Here is a 22,812-nt window from a genome sequence, read left to right as displayed (position 1 = left end):
GGCGGCAAAGCCAGATATGACCTTGGTCACTCACTGAACATCTTCCTGACCTGCAGTGAACCAATTGCGCTCGAATCGGTCACACTGGGTCTATGAATGCACCGCCGCTACTGCCCCCCGAAGCCGCTGCCGCGCCCGCCGAGGACCGGCTGCATCGTCAATTCACCTCCCTGCGCGAGTCGCTGGCGCAGCGCATCGTCGGTCAGTCGGCGCTGGTCGAGCGGCTGCTGATCGCCTTGCTGGCCGATGGGCATCTGCTGGTCGAAGGCGCGCCCGGGCTGGCCAAGACCACCGCGATCCGCGCGCTGGCCTCGCGACTGGAAGCCGACTTCGCGCGGGTGCAGTTCACCCCGGATCTGCTGCCGGCCGATCTGACCGGCACCGAAATCTGGCGTCCGCAGGACAGCCGATTCGAGTTCATGCCAGGACCGATCTTCCACCCCATCCTGCTGGCCGACGAAATCAACCGCGCGCCGGCCAAGGTGCAGTCCGCATTGCTGGAGGCCATGGGCGAGCGGCAAGTGACGGTGGGTCGTCATACCTATGCGCTGCCGCAGCTGTTCCTGGTGATGGCGACGCAGAACCCGATCGAGCAGGAAGGCACGTTCCCGTTGCCAGAGGCGCAGCTGGATCGTTTCCTGATGCACGTGCGTATCGGCTACCCGCAGGCCGATGCAGAGGCGGAAATCCTGCGCCTGGCACGCGAGGCGGCACGCGACACACTTGAAAAGCACGAAACCGTCCCGGACAAGATTCCGCTGGAAGATGTCTTCGCCGCACGACGCGTGGTCCTGGACGTGCATCTGGCTCCGCAGCTCGAGCGCTATCTGATCGAAATCGTACTGGCCTCGCGCGACCCGCAACGCTACGACCCGGCATTGGCACGGCGCATTGCCTGGGGTGCGAGCCCGCGCGGCTCGATTGCGCTGGAACGCTGTGCGCGTGCGCGTGCGTGGTTGGCCGGGCGCGACTATGTGACCCCGGACGACATTCGCGCCATCGCGCCGGACGTGCTGCGCCACCGCGTCTTGCCCAGCTACGAAGCCACCGCGGAAGGCTGGGATGGCGAGCGCCTGGTTGCCGCGTTGCTGGACAAGATTCCGCTGCCCTGATCGGGCAGCGGGTTGCCGAGGTCTGCCGCCCTCTCGCCCGACTCCGATGTCTTCGATGCCGTCTTCCTCCATCGCGAATCCTGCCTCGTCCGTTGCCGGCGATGGTCTGCGCCCGAGCCTTGCCGAGTTGATCGCATTGCGCGGCACTGCGCTGCATCGCGGGCAGCCCGGACGTGGCCGGCATGGGCTGGTGGGGCCGGTGCCGGCCGCCACCCGCGGGCGCGGGATGGAGTACGCCGAGTCGCGCGAATACGTGGCCGGCGACGACGCGCGCCATATCGACTGGCGCGTCACCGCACGTACCGGGCGCGCCCACACCAAGCTGTTTCAGGCCGAGCGCGAACGCTTGAGCCTGATCGTTGCCGATACCTCGCCTGCGCTCTTCTTCGGAACGCGGGTGCGTTACAAGTCGGTGCAGGCGGCGCGCGCCGGTGCGGTGGCGGCATGGCTGGCGCAGCGACAGGGCGACCGGATTGCCGCTTTGCGCGGTACCGCCAGCGAGGCGCCGATTGCGCCGCGGTCGGGCCAGCGCGGCGTGCTGCCGGTGCTGGACGCATTGGCGCGCTGGTATGCGCAACCTCCGCCTGGCGATGCCGGGCTGGATGTTGCGCTGGACCATGCCGCACGCCTGCTGCGTCCCGGCGCGCGGCTGACGGTGTTGGCCGATCCGCGCAGTGCCAGCAAGATTTCGGCGACGCGCTGGTCCGGTCTGGCGCTGCACCACGAGGTAGTGGTGATCGTGCTGGTCGATCCCCTGGAACTGTCGCCGCCAGCGCGCGCGCTGAGCTTCGATGTGCGCGGCGAGCGCATTGCGGTGGACCTCGCAGCTCAGGCTGCGCGCGCGCGTTGGCAGGCCGAGTTCGTCGCGCCGCTGGAACAGCTGTCCACGCTGCTGCAATCGCGCGGCGTGCGCTTGCATCGTCTGTCCACCGATGACGCCAGCGATGCGTGGCTGGGCGGCAGCACGCTCATGCGGGGCGCTTGACGATGGCACCGCAATCGCTCCCGCTGCGCGATGTCCATCTGCCGCCGTCGCCGTCGTGGTGGCCGCTGGCGCCGGGATGGTGGCTGGTGATCGCTGCGGTCGTGCTGGTGCTGGCTGGTGCGTGGTTCTGGTGGTGGCGCCGTCGTCGGCAGCAGCGCCGCTGGTTGGCTGCCTTCGATGCCGAGCTGCAGCGTGCGACAGCGCCCGCGCAGCGCCTGGCGAGCTTGTCGATGCTGTTGCGCCGCGCCGCGCGCACGGTGGATGCGCAGGCCGATCGGTTGCAGGGCGAGGCGTGGTTGCAGTTTCTGGACGGGCGCAAGAGCAAGACGCAGGCGTTTTCGCAGGGGCCGGGACGGGCATTGCTCGAAGGTGGGTTTCAACGCGCACCGGCGGTGGCCGATCTGGATGCCGTGCAGGCGTTGGCGCGGCAACGCTTCCTGCGGTTGATGCGGGGCCAGCGATGAACTGGCTGGAGTGGTCGCAATGGCAGGACGCGCTGGCGCATTGCGCGTGGCCATGGGCGTGGTGGTTGATGCCGCTGCCGCTGCTGATGTGGTTCTGGCCGCAGCACCGTGCCGACACGGCGGCGCTACGCGTGCCGTATGCCGATCAATTGCATGCGGTTGCCCAGGCACGGCGCGTGCCCGCCTTGCGCATGCCGCGCTGGCTGGCGTGGCTGGGCTGGTTTCTGCTGTGCGCCGCGCTGGCACGTCCGCAGCAACTGGGCGAGGTGATCCAGCCGCCGCGCGAGGCGCGGCAGATGATGCTGGCAGTGGATCTGTCCGGCAGCATGAGCGAGCCGGACATGGTGCTCGGCGGCAAGGTGGTCGACCGCCTTACCGCTGCCAAGGCGGTGTTGTCGGACTTTCTGGATCGGCGCGACGGCGATCGCGTCGGCCTGCTGGTGTTCGGTCAGCGCGCCTATGCGCTGACACCGCTCACCGCCGACCTGACCTCGGTACGTGACCAGCTGGCCGACAGCGTTGTCGGCTTGGCCGGGCGCGAGACCGCCATTGGCGATGCGATCGCGTTGTCGGTCAAACGGCTGCGCGAGCAGAAGCAGGGCCAGCGCGTGGTGGTGTTGCTCACCGATGGCGTCAATACCGCCGGCGTACTCAACCCGTTGAAGGCGGCCGAATTGGCCAAGGCGGAGGGCGTGCGTGTGCACACTATCGCCTTCGGTGGCAGCGGCGGTTACTCCTTGTTCGGCGTGCCGATCCCGGCAGGCGGCAACGACGATATCGATGAAGCGGGCTTGCGCAAGATTGCCGAGCAGACCGGTGGCCGGTTCTTCCGCGCCCGCGATACAGAAGAGCTGGCCGGCATCTATGCCGAGCTGGACCGGCTGGAGCCGGTGAAGGCGGTTGGCCCGTCGGTGCAGCCGCGTGTGGAGCGTTACTACTGGCCATTGGGCGCTGCCATGCTGGTTGCGTTGCTCGCCTACGTGCTGCCGCGGAGATGGCGATGAACGCGCTGCCCGAAGGACTGGCCGCGCTGCATCTGCTGCGCCCGGATTGGCTGTGGGCGCTGTTGCTGCTCGCGCCGGCTGCGTTGCTGTGGCACCTGCGTCGACGCAGCGCCAATGTGTGGCGCCACAGCGTGGACGCGCATCTGTTGCCGGGCCTGCTGGTGGCCGGTGGCCGGCGGGGATGGTTGGGCTTCGTGGCGGCTGCGCTGGCCTACACGCTGGCGGTGGTGGCGATGAGCGGGCCGAGCTGGCGGCAGACCGAGCGCCCGGTGTTTCAATCGAGCATGCCGTTGGTGGTGGTGCTGGATCTGTCGTCCAGCAGCAACGCGACCGATCTGCCGCCATCGCGCCTGCTGCAGGCGCGCGCCAAACTGGCCACGCTGCTGCGCAAGCGCGCCGGTGGCGAAGTTGCCTTGCTGGCGTATGCCGGCGAAAGCTTCACGGTTGCGCCGTTGACCGAAGACGCGGCCAACGTGGCCCTGTTTCTGGATGCGTTGTCGCCGTCGGTGATGCCGGTGGACGGCAAACGTGCCGACAGGGCCATCGATGCGGCGGCCCGGCTGTTGCAGCAGGCCGGCTTCAAGCAGGGCGATATCCTGCTGGTCAGCGATAGCGCAGACGGCTCGGCGGAAAGCTCCGCACGCACCGCACGTGGGCGTGGATTCCACGTCTCCGCGCTCGGGGTAGGCAGCCCGCGTGGCGCCGCCTACCGCACCGGTAGCGGCGAGATCGCGCAGGCAAAACTGGACGAGGCAAGTCTGCGCGACCTGGCCGGGCAGGGCGGTGGGCGCTACGCGCGCATTGCGCCGGACGACGCCGACCTGCAAGCGCTGGGTGTGCTCGATCCCGCGCAGCAGCCGCTGGCCGACGAAGCCGCCGAAGCCAGTGGCGGCAAGACCTGGCTCGACGAAGGCTACTGGTTGGTGCTGCCGGTGATGCTGTTGGCGTTGCTGGCGTTCAGACGCCGCGCAGTCGTGGCGATGGTGGCACTGATGTGCGTGTTGCCGCTGGCGCAGCCTGCACAGGCGGCCGACGGCACCTTGTGGCAGCGCGCCGATCAGGTGCAGCAGCAGCGTCTGGATGCCGGCGTGCAGGCGTACCGCAAAGGCGATTTTGCCGCTGCGCAAAAAGCATTCGAAGGGGTACCGACCGACGAGGGACTGTACAACCTGGGCAATGCGCTGGCGCGACAAGGCCAGTACGACGAGGCGATTGCCGCTTACGATCGTGCGCTCAAGCAACATCCCAAGCAGGCCGATGCGATCGCCAATCGCGCGGCGGTCGATGCAGCGCGCAAGCGGCAGCAGCGCAACGACAAGGATGGCAAAGGTCAGTCCAAGAACCAGAATCAGTCGGGCAAGGACAAGCCCGGTCAGGATGCGTCCGGGCAAGACCCGCAGAACGCAAAAAACCCCGGCAAGGATGGGCAGGACCAGCAAGGCGAGCAAGGCAAGCAAGACGGCAAGGACCAACCGTCCGACGCGCAGACGGCGCAGGACGGCAAGTCGCAGCAGCAACCGTCCAAGGACGGCAAGGACGGCAAGGACGGCAAGGACGAGCAGGGCAAGCAAGACACGCCACCGCAATCGGCCGATGCCAAGGCGCAGCAACAGGCCGACGACGCGCAGCGTCGCAAGATGCAGCAGGCGATGGCGCAGGCCGGCGACAAGGGCGCCGATGCGAAGGGCAAGCCGGAGGACGCCCTGGCAAGCGAGACGCCGGAGCAGCGCGAGCAACGCCAGGCGGTGGATGCGTGGTTACGGCGCGTGCCGGACGATCCGGGCAGCCTGCTGCGCACCAAATTCAGGCTGGAATACGAACGCAGACAACGGGACGGACGATGATCGGCACACACCACTTGCGCCGCGGCGCGATCGGCATGCTGGCGTGCATGATGCTGTTCGTTTGCGCGCCGGCCGGTGCGGTCACGCGCGCCTGGCTGGACCGCGACAGCGCCAATGCCGGCGATGTGGTCATGTTGAATATCGAAACCGATCAGCGCGGCGTCGATCCGGATTACACGCCGTTGCGCAACGAGTTTGCACTGGGCGCCAAGAGCGCCAGTCAGCAGATGCAGGTGACCAATGGGTCGGTCACGGTACGCGCCTTGTTCGGCGTGGTGTTGACGCCGCGCAAGAGCGGCGAGTTGATCGTGCCTGCGATCCGGGTCGGCAACGAGCGTACCGAGCCCCTGCGACTGCAGGTGGTGGCCTCGGCGAACGATCCGGCGAGCAATGGCAGTCGCAGTGGCGGCACCGGCAACGCCGGTGCCAGTCGCCCAAGCGAGGCGCAGGGCAATGAAGAGGTCTTCGTCCAGACGCAGGTGGACGACCCGCAGCCTTACGTGCAGCAAAGCGTGGGCGTGGTGGTGCGGTTGTACTTCGCCACGCAGCTGGCCTCGGGCGAGCTGGACCTGGAAGCGCCCGATGGCGCATCGCTGCAACGCATCGGCGATGACGTCAGTTCGGTCAAGCTGGTCAACGGACGCCAGTACAACGTGGTGGAGCGACGCTATTTGCTGGTGCCTGAGCGCAGTGGGCGCCTGCTGTTGCCGTCCGCACGCTTCAATGGGCGCTCGGTCGGCGGTTTCTTCGACGATTATTTCGGTCGCGGCAACGGCGAGCTGAGTGCGCGCAGCGCCAGCATTGCGTTGCAGGTACGCGCGCAACCGGCCAATGCGCCGCAGCCGTGGCTGCCGTTGCGCAGCCTGCAGTTGCGCTATACGGCCACGCCGCAGCGCGCAACCGCAGGGGAGGCGACGCAGTTCGTGGTGGAGGCCAGCGCGCGTGGCGCCACCCAGGCGCAGTTCCCCGAGTTGCCCACACCGAGCGTGCCCGATGCGCAGGTGTTTGCCGAGCCGCCGCAATACGAAGAACGTTTTGTGGACGGCTCGCCGCAGTTGCGGCTGACCCGTCGCTATTCGATCGTGCCCAACCGCGCCGGCCCGTTGGTGGTGCCCGGCCTGCAGGTAGCGTGGTGGGACGTCGGTGCAGGTGCGGCCAAGACCGCCTCGGTGCCGGATCTGACCTTGGATGTGGCCGCGGGCAGTGGCGCCTTCGCCACGCCCGGGCCTGCACCCGCTGCAAGCCCGTCGAGCACTGCCGCAGCGCCTGCCCCGACCGCTGGCACGCTGAGCCTGCAGCCGCCGCCCACGCAACGGCCATGGGGCTGGATCGCTGCGGCCGTGGGCTTTGCATTGTTATGGGGCGTGACGCTGGGGTGGGCGTTGTTGCGTCGACGCACTGGCGCGAGCGGTGCTCCCAGTTCCAACGGTGGCGATACGCCCGTGCCGGGGCGGCGTGTGACCCATGGCGTGGCCGAGTTGCGTCGCGCGCTGGACAGCGGCGGCATGGACGATGTGGCTACCGTGCTGTGCGGCATGGCGGGCGTGGCCGATATCGACAGCGTGCTTGCAGCGCTGGCAGATCCCGCTCAACGCGCCGCGGTGGCGCGCATGCAGCGCGCTCGCTGGGGCGGCGATGGCGATGTGGCGGGCGCGCGGTCTGCACTGCGCGAGGCCTTTGCCAAGGGACCACGCTGGCGGCACGCGAGCGCTGCGGAACCTGAGGTGCTGGCGCCGTTGTATCCGCCAGCGCCCTGATCGCCTGCGCGGTATCGGCAGCGGCCGAGGGGCGAGAAGCAGGGCTTCGTTGTGCATCGCTGTAGCTCTTGGATCGGCTAAGAAGGGCTATGCGGTCGCCAGGGGGCCGGTGTGGCTGGCGCTGGGAACTCGCTTCCCGCTCATGCACGCCGGTTCTGAGCGCACCGCCACATCGATCCGGCAACTGCTCGCTACGTTTTGCTAGCCGCGCTTGGTTCCGGATATCCGCTGTGTTGTCGAGGGCAGGACGTCGCGGCTGCCATTTGGCTGCAGGGCCCTCGCCCGCCCACCATCGCGGGACACGCTGCAAGTACGTCCTTGTAAGCTCTTACGCGGCATCCATGCCGCGTAAGGTCCCGCGATGGTGGGCGGGCAAGGACCAGTCGAGTTGGTCGGTGCGCATGGAAGAGCAGTGCTGGATGCGGCTTGTTCGATCATCAAGCATCGGCTCGACATCTGATGCACGCAGCACGACAGACAGCTTTCCAGACGAGTGCCGACCGACTGTCTGGCACGGTGTCCTCGCTCGCTCCAGCGCCTGCATCACCTGATGCCGAGCCGGCCACCTGCCCTCGGGCGGGCGCACGGCGGCAGGCTGGGTAGGTGGCCGCATCGATGGCGTTTGTTAAGCTCCGGGGCTTGTGTCCAGATAAGGCCAGACCAGATGACTGCATCCCCCGCCGCACGCCGCCCGGGCCTGCCCCTGCATTGGAAGATGGGCATTGGCTTCGCCGTCGGTCTGCTGCTGGGTCTGGCGGTCTACTACCTGGCCGGCAGCGATGCCGATTGGGTGCGTATGGTGACCAAGTACGTCACCACCCCGTTCTCGCAGATCTTCCTCAATCTGATCTTCATGCTGATCGTGCCGCTGCTGTTTTCGGCACTGGTGATGGGCATCTCCGAAATGGGCGACATCCGCGCGCTCGGGCGGGTGGGGTGGCGCACCCTGGGCTACACCGTCGTGCTGTCCGGCGTTGCGGTGCTGCTCGGCCTGGTGCTGGTCAATGTACTCAAACCCGGTGCGGGCGTGGACCCGCAGCTGGCCAATCAGCTGATCCAGGAAAACGCCGACCGCACCCGCGAGATCATCTCCAGCTCCGGCACCCAGCCGCAGGGCATGGACATGCTGTTGTCGATCGTGCCCAGCAACGTGATCGCTGCGGCTTCCAGCAACGGTGCGATCCTGTCGCTGATGTTTTTTGCGGTGATGTTCGGCGTGGGCATGGTGCTGACCGCCGACGAAAAGGTCGCCACGCTCAGGCGCGGCATCGAAGGCATCTTCGAAATCTCGATGACCCTGATCGGCCTGGTGATCCGCCTGGCGCCGTATGCGGTGGCCTGCTTCATGTTCAACCTGGCCGCGCTGTTCGGCTTCGATCTGTTGATCCGTCTGGGCGCTTACGTGGGCGTGGTGGTGCTGGCGCTGGGCCTGCACATGGTGGTCAGCTACGGGCTGGCGGTGAAGTTCGCCGGGCGCTCGCCGATCGGCTTCTTCCGGCAGACCCAGGAAGCCACGATGATGGCGTTCTCCACCGCCTCCAGTAACGCGACTTTGCCCACCGCCCTGCGCGTGGCCGACGAGATGGGCCTGCCGCCTCGGGTGTCGCGCTTCGTGCTCACCGTGGGCGCCACCGCCAACCAGAACGGCACTGCCTTGTTCGAAGGGGTGACGGTGATCTTCCTGGCGCAGTTCTTCAACGTGGACTTGAGCCTCGGCCAGCAGTTCATGGTGATGCTGGTCTGCATCCTGGGCGGCATCGGCACTGCGGGCGTGCCGTCCGGCTCGCTGCCGGTGGTAGCGCTGATCTGCGCGATGGTCGGGGTCAACCCGGTCGGCATCGGCATGATCCTGGGCGTCAATCACTTCCTGGATATGTGCCGGACGGCGCTGAACGTGACGGGTGATCTGGCACTGACGACCCTGGTCGCCAAAGGCGAGGAATAGGGAATCGAGAATGGGGAATGGGTAGAGCGGGCTGGTGCGATCGGTACGTGCAATGGGGGGCGTGCCGCATTGCGGCAGGAGTTGTGGTGCAAGGGGCGTTAGCGACTAACCTGCAACGCTGCATCCGATTCCCCATTCCCCATTCCCCGACTCGCGATCCCCGTAACGCGGTGTGTGGGAGAATAGGCGTCTCCGCTTCCAGCGGTGTTCCCCTCCGCTTCCATAGACGCCCATGACCCAGCCCACCCGCCGCCAGCTGGCCAACGCCATCCGTTTTCTCGCCGCAGATGCGGTCGAAGCCGCCAAGTCCGGCCATCCCGGCATGCCCATGGGCATGGCCGATATCGCCGAAGTGCTGTGGAACGATTATTTCCGGCACAACCCGAACAACCCGCAATGGTTCAACCGCGACCGCTTCGTGCTGTCCAACGGGCATGGGTCGATGTTGCAGTACGCGTTGCTGCACCTGTCCGGCTACGACCTGCCGATCGAGCAGCTCAAGCAGTTCCGTCAGCTGCACAGCAAGACCGCCGGCCACCCCGAGCGTAGCGAAACCCCGGGCGTCGAGACCACCACCGGCCCTCTGGGGCAGGGCTTTGCCAACGCCGTGGGCTTTGCGCTGGCCGAGAAGCTGCTGGCGCAGCGCTACAACCGGCCTGAGCTGGAAATCGTCGATCACCGCACCTGGGTGTTCATGGGCGACGGCTGCCTGATGGAAGGCATTTCGCACGAAGCTGCTTCGCTGGCCGGTACCTGGGGCCTGGGCAAGCTGGTGGCGTTCTGGGACAACAACCAGATCTCCATCGACGGCAACACCGCCGGCTGGTTCAGCGACAACACCCCGGCGCGTTTCGAGGCCTATGGCTGGCACGTGATCCGCGATGTCGACGGGCATGACGCCGACAAGATCAAGGCGGCGATTGAAGCGGCGCTGGAAAACAGCGACAAGCCGACCCTGATCTGCTGCCGCACCAAGATCGGCTTCGGTGCGCCGACCAAGGCCGGCAAGGAATCCTCGCATGGCGCGCCGCTGGGCAAGGAAGAACTCGAGGGCGCCCGCAAGGCGCTGGAATGGTCGTACGGCCCGTTCGAAATCCCCGAAGAGATCTACGCCGGCTGGCGCGCAGGCGGCACCGGCACACTGCGTCAGGCCGAGTGGGAGCAGCTGTTCGACAAATACGGCAAGCAGTACGCGGCCGAAGCCGCCGAGCTGACCCGTCGCTCGCACGCCGAGCTGCCGGCAGACTTCATCGCCCAGGCCGATGCCTACATCGCCAAGGCGCAGGAAGACGGCCAGACCATCGCCTCGCGCAAGGCCTCGCAGCTTGCGATCGAAGCGTTCGCCCCCTTGTTGCCGGAACTGATCGGCGGTTCGGCCGATCTGGCGCATTCCAACCTGACCCTGTGGAAGGCCAGCAAGTCGGTGGCCACCGACGACCCGGATGCCAACTATGTCTACTACGGGGTGCGCGAGTTCGGCATGACCGCCATTGCCAACGGCCTGGCGCTGCATGGCGGCTTCATTCCGTTCGATGCCACCTTCCTGGTGTTCAGCGACTACGCCCGCAACGGCGTGCGCATGAGTGCGCTGAATCCGGCGCACGCCATCCACGTGTATACGCACGACTCGATCGGCCTGGGCGAGGACGGCCCGACCCATCAGCCGGTGGAACACCTGGCCTCGCTGCGCTACATCCCCAACAACGATGTGTGGCGCCCGGGCGATGCGGTGGAATCGGCGGTGAGCTGGAAGGCAGCCATCACCCGCAAGGACGGCCCTAGCTGCCTGATCTTCAGTCGCCAGAATCTGCAGCACCAGCCGCGCAGTGCCGAGCAGCTCAAGCTGATCGAACGCGGTGGCTACGTGCTGGCCGATGCCGAAGGCGGTACGCCCGACGTGATACTGATCGGTACTGGTTCGGAAGTGGGCCTGGCGGTGGAAGCCAAGAAGACGCTGGATGCGGCCGGCTTGAAGACGCGCGTGGTGTCGATGCCGTCGACCGATGTGTTCGATCGTCAGGACGCTGCGTACCGTGAGTCGGTGCTGCCGAACGCCGTGCGCAAGCGCGTGGCGGTGGAAGCAGGCGTGACCGGCTTTTGGCGCAAGTACGTGGGCCTGGATGGCGATGTGGTCGGCATCGACACCTTCGGTGCTTCGGCGCCGGCCGATCAGTTGTATGCGTACTTCAAGATCACGGCCGAGCACGTGGTTGCGGCAGCCAAGGCGCTGTAACGCCTTGCGTGGTGCTTGAAAGAAAAAGCCGGCGAAAGCCGGCTTTTTTGTTGGATCTCGTGCGCGATGCGCGGTCCGTCATCGTTCAACGGACCCCTTGCGTGTTTCAGTGCGCATCGTTGGCCAGCGCCGCTGCACGGATCCTGGTCAGCACCTTCAGCTGTGCGTTCATCATCGGCGGATTGGGATCGTGTCCTGTGCGTGGTAGCAGGAGGAATTCCTTGCTTGGTGCAGAAAGACCATCGAAATAGGCTTTGCTGATGTGCGCCGGAGTGACCAGATCCTGTTCGCCCTGAATCAGATAGACCGGCATGGCGAACTGCGGCCCGAGTGCGCGCAGGTCGATCTGCGGGCCCATGCGGAGCCGCGTTGGTCCCACTGCATGATGGTGAAATCGCGCGTCCAGCTGCCGAACAGGCGATGCGCAAACGGCGTGTTGGGGTTGCCCGGCCCGCCATGGACGATCAGCACCACGGGATTGCGGCAGTCCTGGCCCTCGATCGTGATCCATTGCTGGATGCCTCCAATCTGGACAAGACCTGCCTCGTGTACGGCGTTGCCGGGTACCCGGCAGGCGTCATGCAACGGTGTTTTTCCAGACTCCGCAGCACTCACTGCCGGCGCGCACAACAGCAGTAGGGCAATAGCTATCCAGCATTTTTTCATGTGATTCCCGTCGTATCGCGCGTCATTGCATCAGCCACCTGTTCAGCAGCTCCCGTTCCGAGTGTCGCGTCTATGCGAGTTCGCCCGCAATGGCTGCGGTTGGACCGCATACTCCTCCCCCCCCCGTGGTAGCGCTCGCTTGTATCAAGCACTGCTAAACAAATGCCGATCCGGCTATTTAAAATGTGAATCATTCCCATTAAAATGGTGCGCTGCCACGGTTGCGTGGCGCGTCCTCCCCCTTTGTTCGCCGTCCGGCACTGCCGTGATGGATGTCCTCGACTGTCTGTGCCGGAGCTGTGATGAATCGTCCTACCGTAATGCGTCTTCTTCCCATTGGGCTGCGCCCGCGCGCGCTGTCGCATGCGGTGTTTGCCGCGCTGTGCACGTTGTCGGCAGGCCAGGCCATGGCTGAAACCCCGGCCGGCGAAGCCGAAGTCACCACCCTGGACCGGCTGAACGTGCAGGGCGAGCAGGTCAAGGGCTATACGGTGGAAAAGACCACGGCCGGTACGCGCATGAACCTGTCGCTGCGCGAGATTCCGCAGTCGGTCACGGTGGTCACGCGCGAGCGCATGGACGACCAGAACCTGCAGAGCATCACCGACGTGCTCAACAACGTCTCCGGCATTTCTGTCGCGCAGAGCGACAGCGAGCGGCTGGAGTTCTATGCGCGTGGTTTCTACATCGACAATTACCAGTTCGACGGCATTCCGGCGTACATGGAGCAGGCCTGGAGCTATGGCGACTCGGCGCTGGATGTGGCGCTGTACGACCGCGTGGAAGTGGTGCGCGGTGCCACCGGTCTGTTGACCGGCTCGGGCAACCCGTCGGCCTCGATCAATCTGGTGCGCAAGCATGCGGTGAGCCGCGATTTCACCGGCACCGTGTCGGTGGGCGGTGGCGACTTCAACAAGACCCGCAGCGTGGCCGATGTCACCGTGCCGCTAAGCCCTGAAGGCACCGTGCGCGCGCGCGTGGTCGGTGTGTATCAGGACGGCGAATCGGACATGGACCGCTACAACCTGCGCAAGAAGATCGGCTCGGCCATCATCGATGCCGACCTCACCGACAGCACCTTGCTGAGCGTGGGTTACGAGTACCAGAAGAAGGAATCGGACGACGTCACCTGGGGCGGCTTCCCGCTGTTCTACAGCGATGGCACCCGCACCAACTACGACCGTTCGTTCAATCCGGCGGCCGACTGGACGTTCTGGGATACGCGTCTGCAGCGCACCTTCGCCAGCCTGCAGCAGAGCTTCGACAGCGGGTGGCTGCTCAAGGCCAATGTGAGCCACGAGAAGACCGAGGCGGCCAATCACCTGTTCTACCCGTTCTACACGATCTTCGGTTTCGACCGTGCCACCGGCGGCGGCGTGGTGCCGTATTCGGGCAACTACCAGACCGAGCGCAAGGCCGATGGCGCCGATGTCTACGCGGAAGGCCCGTTCCAGTTGTTCGGCCGCGAGCATCACCTGGTGGCCGGCGCCAGCTACAACCGCCGCGAATACGTCAACAACGGCACCTTCGATTTCCCGGCGCCGCTGGACAGCTATTTCGGTTGGACCGGTGCCTATCCGGAACCCAGCTGGAGCCCGCGCACCGTGCAGAGCGACGGCACCATCAAGCAGAAGGCCGCCTACGTGGCCGCGCGCTTCTCGCTGGCCGAGCCGCTGACGCTGCTGGTGGGCGCGCGCTATACCGATTGGCAGATCGATGGCCGCAACTTCGATGCGGCGCAGGGGCTTGCACCGTTCTCCGATAGCCAGACCGAAGTCACCCCGTACGCCGGTCTGGTCTACGACATCGACGACGTGTGGTCCACCTACGTCAGCTATACCGAAATCTTCAATCCGCAGACCTTGCGCGATGCCAATGGCGGCTACCTCGACCCGCTGAGCGGCAAGGGCTACGAGGCCGGCGTCAAGGCAGCCTGGTTCGACGACCAGCTCAATGCCTCGCTGGCGCTGTTCCGCATCGAGCAGGACAACCTGGGCGTGGCCACCGGCGGCTTTGTGCCGGGCAGCAGCGAGTCTGCATTCGAGGCCGCCAACGGCGTGGTCAGCGAAGGCTTCGATTTCGAGCTGTCCGGCCGTCTGGCCGCTGGCTGGAATGCGACTTTCGGTGCCTCGCACTACACCGCCCGCGATGACAGCGGCACGTCGATCAATACGCATCTGCCGCGCACCACCATCAAGCTGTTCAACAGCTACACCCCGCAGGGCGCGTGGAGCGATCTGACCGTGGGTGGTGGCGTCAACTGGCAGAACCGCTCGTACTACGTGGACCCGGTGTACGGCACCTTCCAGCAGAGTGCCTACGCCCTGGTCAGCGCCTTCGCCCGTTACCGCCTGTCGCCGCAGTTCTCGGTGCAGCTCAATGTCGACAACCTGCTCGACAAGCGCTACTACTCGCAATTCAATGGCGGCTACGGCGCGTGGGGCGCATCGCGCAACGGCATGCTGACCTTCAACTACGCGTTCTGATCGAGGGCGACGTCAGCTGGCTTGACGTTCGATCCTGCCGAAGTGACACAGGCACCTGCAAGGGTGCCTGTGTTTTTTGTGTTTCCGTCGATCTGTCATGCCATGGCGCGGCTGCTTGCGGCGGCGTCCAGGCAACGCCGCACGGCGTGCGACACCGCTGGTCGTGGCCGCTGCCAGGAAGTCCGTGAGCGCGTTGCAATACTGACGCGCGTTCGATCCTTCGACCAGAACGCGGCACGCCGGCTCAAGGCAGCAACGGCTGCAACTGCGGCGCCATCACCTCTGCCACCCAGTCCATGAAGGCGCGTACGCGCTGCGGCAGATGGCGGCGTTGCGCATAGAGCAACGTGACCGGCATCGGCTCGGGTGCCAGCTCGGCCAGCACTTCGATCAGGGCGCCGCTGTCCAGATGCGGGCGCAACGGGCTGGCAGGCGCCTGGATGATGCCCAGCCCGGCCAACGCGGCAGCCAGATACGCATCGCCATTGTTCACCGTCACCGGGCCGCGCATCGGCAACACCTGATAGCTCTGGCCGTCGCGATATTCGAAGCCGGGCGAGCGTTGCCCGAGCGTCGGTACGTAATGCACCAGATCGTGCTGCGCCAGATCGTCCAGGCACGTCGGTAGGCCGCGGCGGGCAAGATAATCGGCGCTGGCGCAGCTGACGATGCCAAACGCGCCCAGCGGGCGTGCGACCAGGCTGGTGTCTTCCAGCGTGCCCACGCGCAGCACGCAGTCGAATCCCTCGCGCACCACATCCACGCGACGGTCGGTGCCGCTGATTTCCACTTCCAGCTGCGGGTGCCGTGCCAGAAACGCGGGCAAGGCGGGGATCACGAAATTGCGCGCGATGCCAGCGGACATGTCCACGCGCAGGCGACCGCGCAGCTGTCCATGCTCGCGCTGAAACATGGTGTGCAATTCGTCCATGTCGTCGAGCAGGTCGCGGCTGCGCTGATAGAACGCCGCGCCGTCGCCGGTGAGTTGCACGCGCCGTGTGGTGCGATGCAGGAGCTGGGTGCCAAGCGAAGCCTCGAGCCGTTGCACGGCGGTGGAGACGCTGGCCTTGGGCAAGCCGAGCGTCTCGGCCGCGCGGGTGAAACTGCCCAGCTCGGCAACGCGCAGGAAGGCACGCAACGATTCGGTGGTGTCCATCGATTGGTCGATTATCTTGAACGGTGCAATCAGCGTGAGCCGATTTATGCGGTGCGGCAAGCGCAATAGGCTGGGCCACACCCACTTATGGAGCGTGCCGATGTCGACCACCACCACACCCATCACCTTGATCACCGGCGGTAGTCGTGGCCTGGGCCGCAATGCCGCGCTTGCGCTCGCTGCCGAAGGCAACGATATCGTGCTGACCTACCGCAGCCAGGCCGGCGAAGCCGCCGCCGTGGTGGCCGAGATCCAGGCGCTGGGCCGTCGCGCGCATGCGTTGCCGCTGGATGTCGCGCTGGCCGATACCTTCCCCGCATTCGTAGCGCAGCTGAAGGACGTGCTGGCCGAGTGGGGGCGCTCGCAGTTCGATGCGCTGGTCAACAACGCCGGTACCGGATTGCATGCGGCCATTGCCGACACCACGCCCGCGCAGTTCGATGCGCTGGTCGATATCCATCTCAAGGGGCCGTATTTTCTGACCCAGGCGCTGCTGCCGCTGATCGCCGATGGCGGACGCATCCTCAACGTGTCCAGCGGCCTTGCACGTTTTGCGCTGCCGGGTTCGTCGGCCTACGCGATGATGAAGGGCGGGGTGGAAGTGTTTACCCGTTATCTTGCAAAAGAGTTGGGTGCACGCGGCATTCGCGCGAACACGCTGGCGCCGGGCGCCATCGAAACCGACTTCAATGGCGGCAGCGTCCGCGACAACGCGCAGGTCAATGCGATGGTGTCCTCGGTTACCGCATTGGGCCGCCCCGGACTGCCGGACGATATCGGGCCGGTCGTGGCGGCCTTGCTGGCGCCGGGCACCGGATGGATCAATGCGCAGCGTATCGAGGTGTCGGGCGGGATGCTGATCTGATCTGATCTCACCTGTCAGGCAGCGCGGCGATGTCGTTCGACGGCATCGCCGCGTGCAAGTTGCTGCAATGCCACCAGTACCTCACACCGCGCGGCCTCTGTATGGCGCGTGCTGCAGGGTTGCCTTGGAGCAACGAACAAGCCGACTGTGCACCGCCAGGGGGCGCGGCCGGTGCTCGGTGCGGCATGTACCACGCCTACACCCCGGTTTCTCCGTGCCGTCCACACCACCTCACGACTGCCCGCCATGCTTTGTCAGCCGCTCTTACTGAAGGAGCTGATCGCCGTGCAGGACGGGGTAGGGATTCAATGCCTCACCCTTCCACCACTGCTTTTCCGGACCCAGGCGATGGATCTCGAAGTGCAGATGCGGTGCGGCCGGATCGGCATTGCCGGTGCTGCCGACATAGCCGATCACCTGGCCACGCTTGATGGATTGTTTTTCGGCCAGGCCATCGGCGTAGCGCTGCAGATGCGCGTAGTAATAGCAGTACGTGCCGCCGGGCTCGAACTGGTACACGGTCAGGCCGCCGCGGTCGCTGTCGAACAGTTTTTCCACCGTGCCATCTGCCACGGCAAGCACCGGCGTGCCGGCCGGGGCCAGGATGTCGATGGCGTCATGCACGCGGCCTTCGCTGCGTGCATCGGTAAAGGTGTCCTGCAGTTGGCCGCGGTCGATGCCCTGGACCGGGATCAGCAGGGCGTTGCCCGTTGATTGCGCATCGGTTGCCGGCGCGGCTGCTGCTGCTGCAACTGGGCTCGGCCCTGCGACTGCAGCATCGGCTGGCATCGATGGCGCAGGTTGCGCAGCAGGTGCGGAGGCGACGATCTGGTTCGCGGGTTGCGCAGCCACGCTCGACGCGCTTGCCGGCTGCGTGACCGTCGCCTCCGGCGCGCCGCGTTCCAGCCACCAATACCCGCCTGCACCGATCGCCACGCCTGCAACCAGAATCATCAGCAGTTTCATGCTTACTCCTGCATCACCACCGGGACCGACGGGCCGACCACGCTGGCCAGATTGACCACGTCCCAATTGGTCAGACGCACGCACCCATGCGATTCGGTCTTGCCGACATGGCCGGGCTCCGGCGTACCGTGCAAGCCGTAATGCGGCTTGGACAGGTCGATCCACACACGGCCAACCGGGTTGTTCGGGCCAGACGGCAACGTCGCCTTTTGATCGCCCTTTTTCGCGTCCCAGAACAGTTTGGGGTTGTACTTGAACACCGGGTCGCGCGAGATGCCCAGGATCTTCCAGCGGCCGATCGGCAACGGATCGTGCTTGCTGCCCGACGACACCGGGAACTGCGCATAGACCTTGCCGTCGGCATCGAACAGGCGCAGCGTCGAGTCGGATTTGTCCACCACCAGCTTGGCAGGCTTGGGCAGCGGGGCAACGCCGTCGATGTTGGGAACCTGGATCGCGTTGCCGGCCTTGCTCAGATCCACGCCGGGGTTGAGCTGGCGCAGCAACGCAGGGTCGGCGTGGAAGCGCTCGCCCAGGGATTCATCCACCGAGGTGTAGCCGAGCGAAGGCAGCTTGGCCTGTTCGGCCGGGCCCTTGGGAATCGCCTGGAACGGGCCGGCAACGTCGGCATCGGTGAGCGTGTACTGCACCAGCGCCGGTGTGCTGTCGGCCTGCAAGGCCTGCCAGGTGGCATCGTCCAGTTCGCCGGTCACCTTGATGTCGTGTGCGGCCTGGAACCCGGAGACCGCGCGCTTCTGATTCGAGCCACGTTCGCCATCGATCTGGCCTGGGGAAAAATGCGCGCGGTCCAGCAGCACCTGCGCATGCAGGTCCGAGCGTGGGCCGGTGGCGACGGCCTTTGCGGCAGGAGTCGCCGTTGGCGCAGGGGCGGCAGCAGGCGCAGCTTGCGGTGCTTGTGCCAGCGCAGACAACGAAGCGCTCAACGACAGGGCGAGCAAACAGACGCGAGCGTAAGAGCGAGGGGGCATGTGCAGGTCCGCAAAGAGGCAAGCGCGCACAGTGCCGCAGCGGCCTGCGTTTGCTGCGTGAAATGGCTGCACCCGGACTGACTGAGGCGCGATGGCGCCGCGGTCCTTGCTCGATGAGGGCGATGCGGTTCCGGGTTGCGCGGCCGTCCTCACGACGCCACCGCGTTGCACGCGGGGGCATGAAGGGTGGCTTGCGAGACCTCGCAGCATTGATCGGAGGCCGACCGCCTGCGTCATGCGCAGACAATCGACCGATGACCTGTGCGCCCACGTGCAAGAGCACCCGCCTGGTCGCCTACCGCACTGGCCCGATGGTCAGTAGGTATAGCCCACTGTCAGCAGGTACACCCGCCCGGTCTGCACGTAAGCGCCATCGGCGCCGGGGTCGTAAGCCATGTAGCGATCGGACTTGCCCTGGGTTTCGTAGAACGTGGCGGCGTTGAGCAGGTTCTTGGCCGATACGCCCACGTCGACGTGGTGCGGCAGGTGATAGGTGGCGTTGAAGTCCAGCGACTTGACCGGTTGCAGATAGTAATTGAGCCGGTCGGTGGTCAGCCCCAGCAATTGCAGACCGGTGTAGTTGTAGCTCAGGTCGGCGCGCAGGTGCGCATCGTCGTAGAACAGATCCAGGTTGTAGATACGCTCCGGCGCACGCGGCAACCAGGTTTTTTCCGGCTGGTCGGCCCGTTTGCTGTCCGCTTCGCTGCGCTGCAAGGTGAGGTTGGCGGTGACGCCAAGCTTGCTCCAGATGCCCGGCAGGTCCTGCAGGCGCTTGCTGCCGGCCAGCTCCAGCCCGTACAGCGTGGCAGTGCCGCCGTTCTGCGGCATGGTCACCGGCACGCCGTTTTCGAAGGTGGTGCCGGTCGGTACCAATCCGCCGAGTGTGTTGTCGTTGCTGGTGGCCGATTGCGAGGTGTAGATGAAGCCGGTGATCCGCTTGTAGTAGGTCGACGCGCTGAGCACGCCGCCGTTGTGGTCGTAGAACTCGGCCGACAGGTCTGCGTTGTCGGCCTTGCTCGGCTGCAGATCGGGGTTGGGTCTGGAAATGCCGACCACGCGCTGGGTGTCGTCGATGGTGTACACCGTCTCGCCGGAAATCAGGCCGAAGGCCGGGCGGCTGAAACTGCGGCGCAGCGCGGCGCGGTAGACAGTGAGATCGTCGGGTCGATAGTTGATGCTGATACCGGGCAGGACTTGCCCATAGGTGCTGCCGGTGCCGACGAAGCCGCCGCTGGTGCCGTCGCCGCTGGATTGCCAGGAATCGGCCGAGTAGCGGGTCAACTCGTAGCGCACGCCGGGCAGGATGCTGACCTGACCGATATGCAGCGCGGCCATCGCGTAGCCCGAGTAGATCGCTTCGGTGCTGGAGGTGGTGTTGGCGTTGTAGTCATTGGCGGTGTAGACGCCTGCGCCGTTGGGGTCGTCGACGTACTTGTAGGGCAGGGCCTGCGCGCGCATCCAGTTGCGGTCCAGCAGTTTGAACGGACCTGCGTAGTGCCCATCGAAGGCGTTGTAGGTCAGGCGGCCGGGGATGGCGCTCAGCGGGGGGCCGCCAGCGGTGGGGAAGGCGTAATTGGGGCCACCAAAATAGGGCCCGTTGGTCACGAAGTTGCCGTCCTTGTGGAAGAACGGGTGGTCGTACGCACCGCGGTCGGAGTGATCGGCAGACAGGCCGACCTTGACGCTGTCCAGCACGTCGCCATCGACCTGGTAGGTGATGTCGGTATGCGCGTTGAGGCGGTTGTCGTGACTGCCGGCATCATGGCCTTGCACTTTCCACAGCAGCGACGAATCCAGGTTGTAGAAGAACTCCTTCAACGCCGCCGGGCTGGGACCGATGCTGGGGTAGGTCGGGTCGCTGAGGTCGAAGGCGAAGCTGCCCGGGGTATAGCCATACAGACTGGCCGAAACATAATCCGGCCGCCTGCGCGTGCCGCGCCCGACCGAGGTCCCGTAGTCCAAGCGCAGACGGTCCAGCGTGGTCTGGCCGCCAAGCTGCAAAGTCGCCAGCTTCTCGTCGATGTCGTGGGTATTGAAGTAGCCGCCACGCACCGCCGTGGGTTGGTTGCGGTAGGTTTCCAGGCGTGCGCTGGATTGATCCTGCTGCCCGGTGACGCCGTAGCTGCCGTAGATGGCGCGTGCATAGAGCGCACTGTTGTCGCCTTGCCAATCGAGCGAGAGGTTGCCGCCATAGCGTTCGATCTGGCTGGTGTACAGGCTGTATTTGTAGCGTGTGCTGATCAGCGGGCCGGCAGCGCGTAGATCGGTTGCGTTGGCCAGTGCGGGGTCGGCAGGCACGTATTTGCTGTTGGGCGCCGGTGCCTGCGCCATGTTGTTGTTCTTGCCGTAATAGGCCGATGCGTAAAGGCCAAAGGCATGGTCGCTGCCGAATTTCCAGGCGATCTCCTGCTGGAACGTGGCGCCGGTGTCCTTGCCGCCCAGATGCGAGGCCAGCGCGTTGAGCTGGCCTTGCGCGGTGCTCTTGGCATAAAACTCCTGGTCGAAATCGAACGCGTTGGGCGTGCGCATATCGATCGCACCGCCGATGGCGTCGCCGGGCATGTCGGGTGTGGGCGACTTTGACACCTGCACCGACTGGATGCCGAACGGCGCCAGCATGTTCAAGGAGATCGCGCGCGTCGACGAATCGGTTTCCGGCATGCCGAAGCCGTTGAGCGTGTACGCGTTGTAGCTGGCGTCCATGCCGCGGATGCTGACGTAGGCGTTCTCGCCGGTGGTGGCCTGGCCCAGATGCATGTCGCTGTACGACGACAAGCCCGGCATGTGCGCCACCACATCGGCGATGCCGCCGGAGGGGATGGCGTCGATCTGTTGCTTGCTCATCACGCTGTTGACGCTGCTGGACAGGCGTTGCTCGTTGATCGAGCCGGGCGTGGCGGCATGCTTGGCCTGCACGTTGACCGAATCCAGGGTGGTGGTGGCAAGTTCCGGCGTCTCTGCCAGGACGGGCGCAGACAGCGCCAGTGCGATGGCGCAGCTCAGACGATGGAGGGTACGGGGAGTGTGCATGCGGAGGACTCGCTAGGTGAAAGGGAGCGCTTGGCCATGACGCGGGCGCCAAGCGTGCAGCGCCGATGCCTTCCATTGCGGCGGGTCTGTGTGCGGTTTTATGCGGTGTACGCCAATGCAAGTGGCGCCGATCAGTGACTCAGATCGACGCCCTTGCAGTGCGTTGAGGGCCGTTGCGGATTGCAGCGCGCAACCGCATCGCCCTCCAGGCGCACCACGTAGCCGGTGCTTGCTGACTCGTGTGCGGGAAAGTCGGTGCTGAGCAACTGCGCACCGCTGGCCAGCATGCTGTCGCGGCGGGTGGTGTCGTGCTGTAGCGCTTCCTTCAGGTCTGCGTCGGTTCGCGTGCGCACCAGGTAGCCGGCTTTCACCAGCCGCGTGATCGTGTCGGCGGGGCCGTCGTTGAGTTCGGTGAAGGCGGCATCGTCCTGCCCAGGCACCGCATTGGTGAAACAGACCCGGCCACGCAGCGACGGATGTCCCGGCAGATAGCTCGCACCGGCCGTGCGTTGGTCGAGCAAGAACACGACCTTGCCGCGCGTGTCGGCCAGCGACGGCCAGCCATGCGCAAGCACCGCGGCGTTGAGCGTACTCGCGTTGCCACGCACCTGGTCGGGGCTGACGTATTCGCCAGGTCGAAAGACCGAGCGCAGTTCGGCATCCAATGCATCCATGGTGCCTGCATCGAACGGCTCGGGCTGTACGCTGGGAAAGCCCAGCTCGACAGGCGCCTGCTTGGTTTCCAGCAGGATGAAGATCGGCACGTGCCCGGGGTGTTGCCTGGACCAGCTGCGCACCTGCTGCAGGCAGGCGATCAGCGGTTGGCAATTGCTGCGCTGGTCCACGTCCTGCACGTGCATGACCTTGAAGCCGGATGTGTCCATCACACCGGCGGGTGCGCTGGCCGGTGCTGGCGGCAGCCCGGCCTTGGCAATCTGCGCGGCGATCGCCGGATGTGCATAGCGGCCACCCTGGGCATCGGCGAACACGTCCAGTTCCAGTTGCCTGACGCCATCGTCCAGTTGTTGCGCCAGCGGCGGATGGCGGTAATCCAGTGCCGCGAACAACGCGGGATTGAGCTGTTTCAGCAGCGTGGCTTCGCTGGGTGCAAATCCGGCGTGGTAGCTGTTGTGGCTGCCGACGTATTGCAGGTCGGTGAGGCGCGGTGCAGCAGCTAGCGCAAGATTGCTGGTGATCAAGGCGGCAAATAGCGCGGCTTTCGGCAGTTTGCTTCGCTTTGTGCGTGGCTGCTTCGCTTGGCAGTCACTGGATGAATGAAGTGCGGAAAAAACCGGAGCAAAAGCCATGCG

The 22,812-nt window shown here is 65.7% G+C and carries 16 protein-coding genes and 2 other RNA genes; 12 read left to right on the top strand and 6 right to left on the bottom strand.

Annotation, left to right across the window (positions count from 1 at the left end):
* Window positions 1-92: 92 nt before the first annotated feature.
* From VZ068_RS16605 to tkt, 9 genes are all read left to right on the top strand, one after another.
* On the top strand, window positions 93-1,112 hold the full coding sequence (locus tag VZ068_RS16605; RefSeq protein WP_005995826.1) for a MoxR family ATPase: 1,020 nt from the start codon (window positions 93-95) through the stop codon (window positions 1,110-1,112).
* Between the two features lie 22 nt (window positions 1,113-1,134).
* Entirely contained in the window at window positions 1,135-2,097 is a 963-nt protein-coding gene (locus VZ068_RS16600) for a DUF58 domain-containing protein (protein ID WP_349657738.1), read from the top strand.
* 2 nt (window positions 2,098-2,099) lie between these two features.
* Window positions 2,100-2,561 (top strand): DUF4381 domain-containing protein, encoded by a 462-nt coding sequence (locus VZ068_RS16595; protein ID WP_349655912.1) that lies wholly within the window; start codon window positions 2,100-2,102, stop codon window positions 2,559-2,561.
* Window positions 2,558-3,565 carry a VWA domain-containing protein gene (locus tag VZ068_RS16590; RefSeq protein ID WP_349655911.1) on the top strand — a complete coding sequence of 336 codons (1,008 nt, stop codon included), beginning with the start codon at window positions 2,558-2,560 and terminating at the stop codon, window positions 3,563-3,565. The genes VZ068_RS16595 and VZ068_RS16590 overlap by 4 nt, the downstream gene beginning before the upstream one ends.
* Window positions 3,562-5,409 (top strand): VWA domain-containing protein, encoded by a 1,848-nt coding sequence (locus tag VZ068_RS16585; RefSeq protein WP_349655910.1) that lies wholly within the window; start codon window positions 3,562-3,564, stop codon window positions 5,407-5,409. The genes VZ068_RS16590 and VZ068_RS16585 overlap by 4 nt, the downstream gene beginning before the upstream one ends.
* On the top strand, window positions 5,406-7,166 hold the full coding sequence (locus VZ068_RS16580) for a BatD family protein (protein WP_349655909.1): 1,761 nt from the start codon (window positions 5,406-5,408) through the stop codon (window positions 7,164-7,166). Before VZ068_RS16585 ends, VZ068_RS16580 begins: the two co-directional genes overlap by 4 nt.
* Before the next feature lie 142 nt (window positions 7,167-7,308).
* Window positions 7,309-7,373: non-coding RNA, sX9 sRNA (locus VZ068_RS16575), on the top strand.
* Window positions 7,374-7,830: 457 nt separating this feature from the next.
* The gene (locus VZ068_RS16570; RefSeq protein WP_259162643.1) at window positions 7,831-9,111 is read left to right on the top strand and encodes a dicarboxylate/amino acid:cation symporter; all 1,281 of its coding nucleotides are present in this window, start codon (window positions 7,831-7,833) and stop codon (window positions 9,109-9,111) included.
* Between the two features lie 232 nt (window positions 9,112-9,343).
* Entirely contained in the window at window positions 9,344-11,344 is a 2,001-nt protein-coding gene (gene tkt / locus VZ068_RS16565) for a transketolase (protein ID WP_349655908.1), read from the top strand.
* A 106-nt stretch (window positions 11,345-11,450) separates the two neighbouring features.
* Here the strand turns inward: tkt and VZ068_RS16560 are convergent, their stop codons facing one another.
* Complete coding sequence (locus tag VZ068_RS16560) at window positions 11,451-11,702, bottom strand: alpha/beta hydrolase (protein ID WP_349657792.1); 252 nt, start codon at window positions 11,700-11,702, stop codon at window positions 11,451-11,453.
* 610 nt (window positions 11,703-12,312) lie between these two features.
* Here VZ068_RS16560 and fhuE point away from each other — a divergent pair.
* Window positions 12,313-14,496 carry a ferric-rhodotorulic acid/ferric-coprogen receptor FhuE gene (fhuE, locus tag VZ068_RS16555; RefSeq protein ID WP_349655907.1) on the top strand — a complete coding sequence of 728 codons (2,184 nt, stop codon included), beginning with the start codon at window positions 12,313-12,315 and terminating at the stop codon, window positions 14,494-14,496.
* A gap of 244 nt (window positions 14,497-14,740) precedes the next feature.
* On the opposite strand, the gene VZ068_RS16550 is transcribed toward fhuE, so the two are convergent.
* Window positions 14,741-15,718, bottom strand: a complete 978-nt coding sequence (locus VZ068_RS16550) for a LysR family transcriptional regulator (protein ID WP_349657737.1) — start codon at window positions 15,716-15,718, stop codon at window positions 14,741-14,743.
* Between the two features lie 34 nt (window positions 15,719-15,752).
* Here VZ068_RS16550 and VZ068_RS16545 point away from each other — a divergent pair, with 34 nt between their 5' ends.
* Both VZ068_RS16545 and VZ068_RS16540 read left to right on the top strand, forming a co-directional pair.
* Window positions 15,753-16,517, top strand: a complete 765-nt coding sequence (locus tag VZ068_RS16545) for an SDR family oxidoreductase (protein WP_259156105.1) — start codon at window positions 15,753-15,755, stop codon at window positions 16,515-16,517.
* A gap of 185 nt (window positions 16,518-16,702) precedes the next feature.
* A non-coding RNA gene (locus VZ068_RS16540) (sX9 sRNA) lies at window positions 16,703-16,777 on the top strand.
* 4 nt (window positions 16,778-16,781) lie between these two features.
* Here the strand turns inward: VZ068_RS16540 and VZ068_RS16535 are convergent.
* The 4 genes from VZ068_RS16535 to VZ068_RS16520 all read right to left on the bottom strand — a co-directional run bounded on the left by VZ068_RS16535 (window position 16,782) and on the right by VZ068_RS16520 (window position 22,809).
* The gene (locus VZ068_RS16535) at window positions 16,782-17,483 is read right to left on the bottom strand and encodes a M23 family metallopeptidase (RefSeq protein WP_349655906.1); all 702 of its coding nucleotides are present in this window, start codon (window positions 17,481-17,483) and stop codon (window positions 16,782-16,784) included.
* A 2-nt stretch (window positions 17,484-17,485) separates the two neighbouring features.
* Window positions 17,486-18,415 carry a L,D-transpeptidase family protein gene (locus tag VZ068_RS16530; protein ID WP_349657736.1) on the bottom strand — a complete coding sequence of 310 codons (930 nt, stop codon included), beginning with the start codon at window positions 18,413-18,415 and terminating at the stop codon, window positions 17,486-17,488.
* A gap of 372 nt (window positions 18,416-18,787) precedes the next feature.
* Window positions 18,788-21,502 (bottom strand): TonB-dependent receptor, encoded by a 2,715-nt coding sequence (locus VZ068_RS16525; RefSeq protein WP_349655905.1) that lies wholly within the window; start codon window positions 21,500-21,502, stop codon window positions 18,788-18,790.
* 131 nt (window positions 21,503-21,633) lie between these two features.
* Window positions 21,634-22,809 (bottom strand): phosphatidylinositol-specific phospholipase C1-like protein, encoded by a 1,176-nt coding sequence (locus tag VZ068_RS16520; RefSeq protein ID WP_349655904.1) that lies wholly within the window; start codon window positions 22,807-22,809, stop codon window positions 21,634-21,636.
* Window positions 22,810-22,812: the final 3 nt, after the last annotated feature.

The sequence above is a fragment of the Xanthomonas sp. 10-10 genome (genome assembly GCF_040182365.1).
GTDB classification, from domain to species: domain Bacteria; phylum Pseudomonadota; class Gammaproteobacteria; order Xanthomonadales; family Xanthomonadaceae; genus Xanthomonas; species Xanthomonas arboricola_F.
The sequence above is the reverse complement of the archived record's forward strand: the minus strand, read 5'-3'. Positions and strand labels throughout refer to the sequence as shown.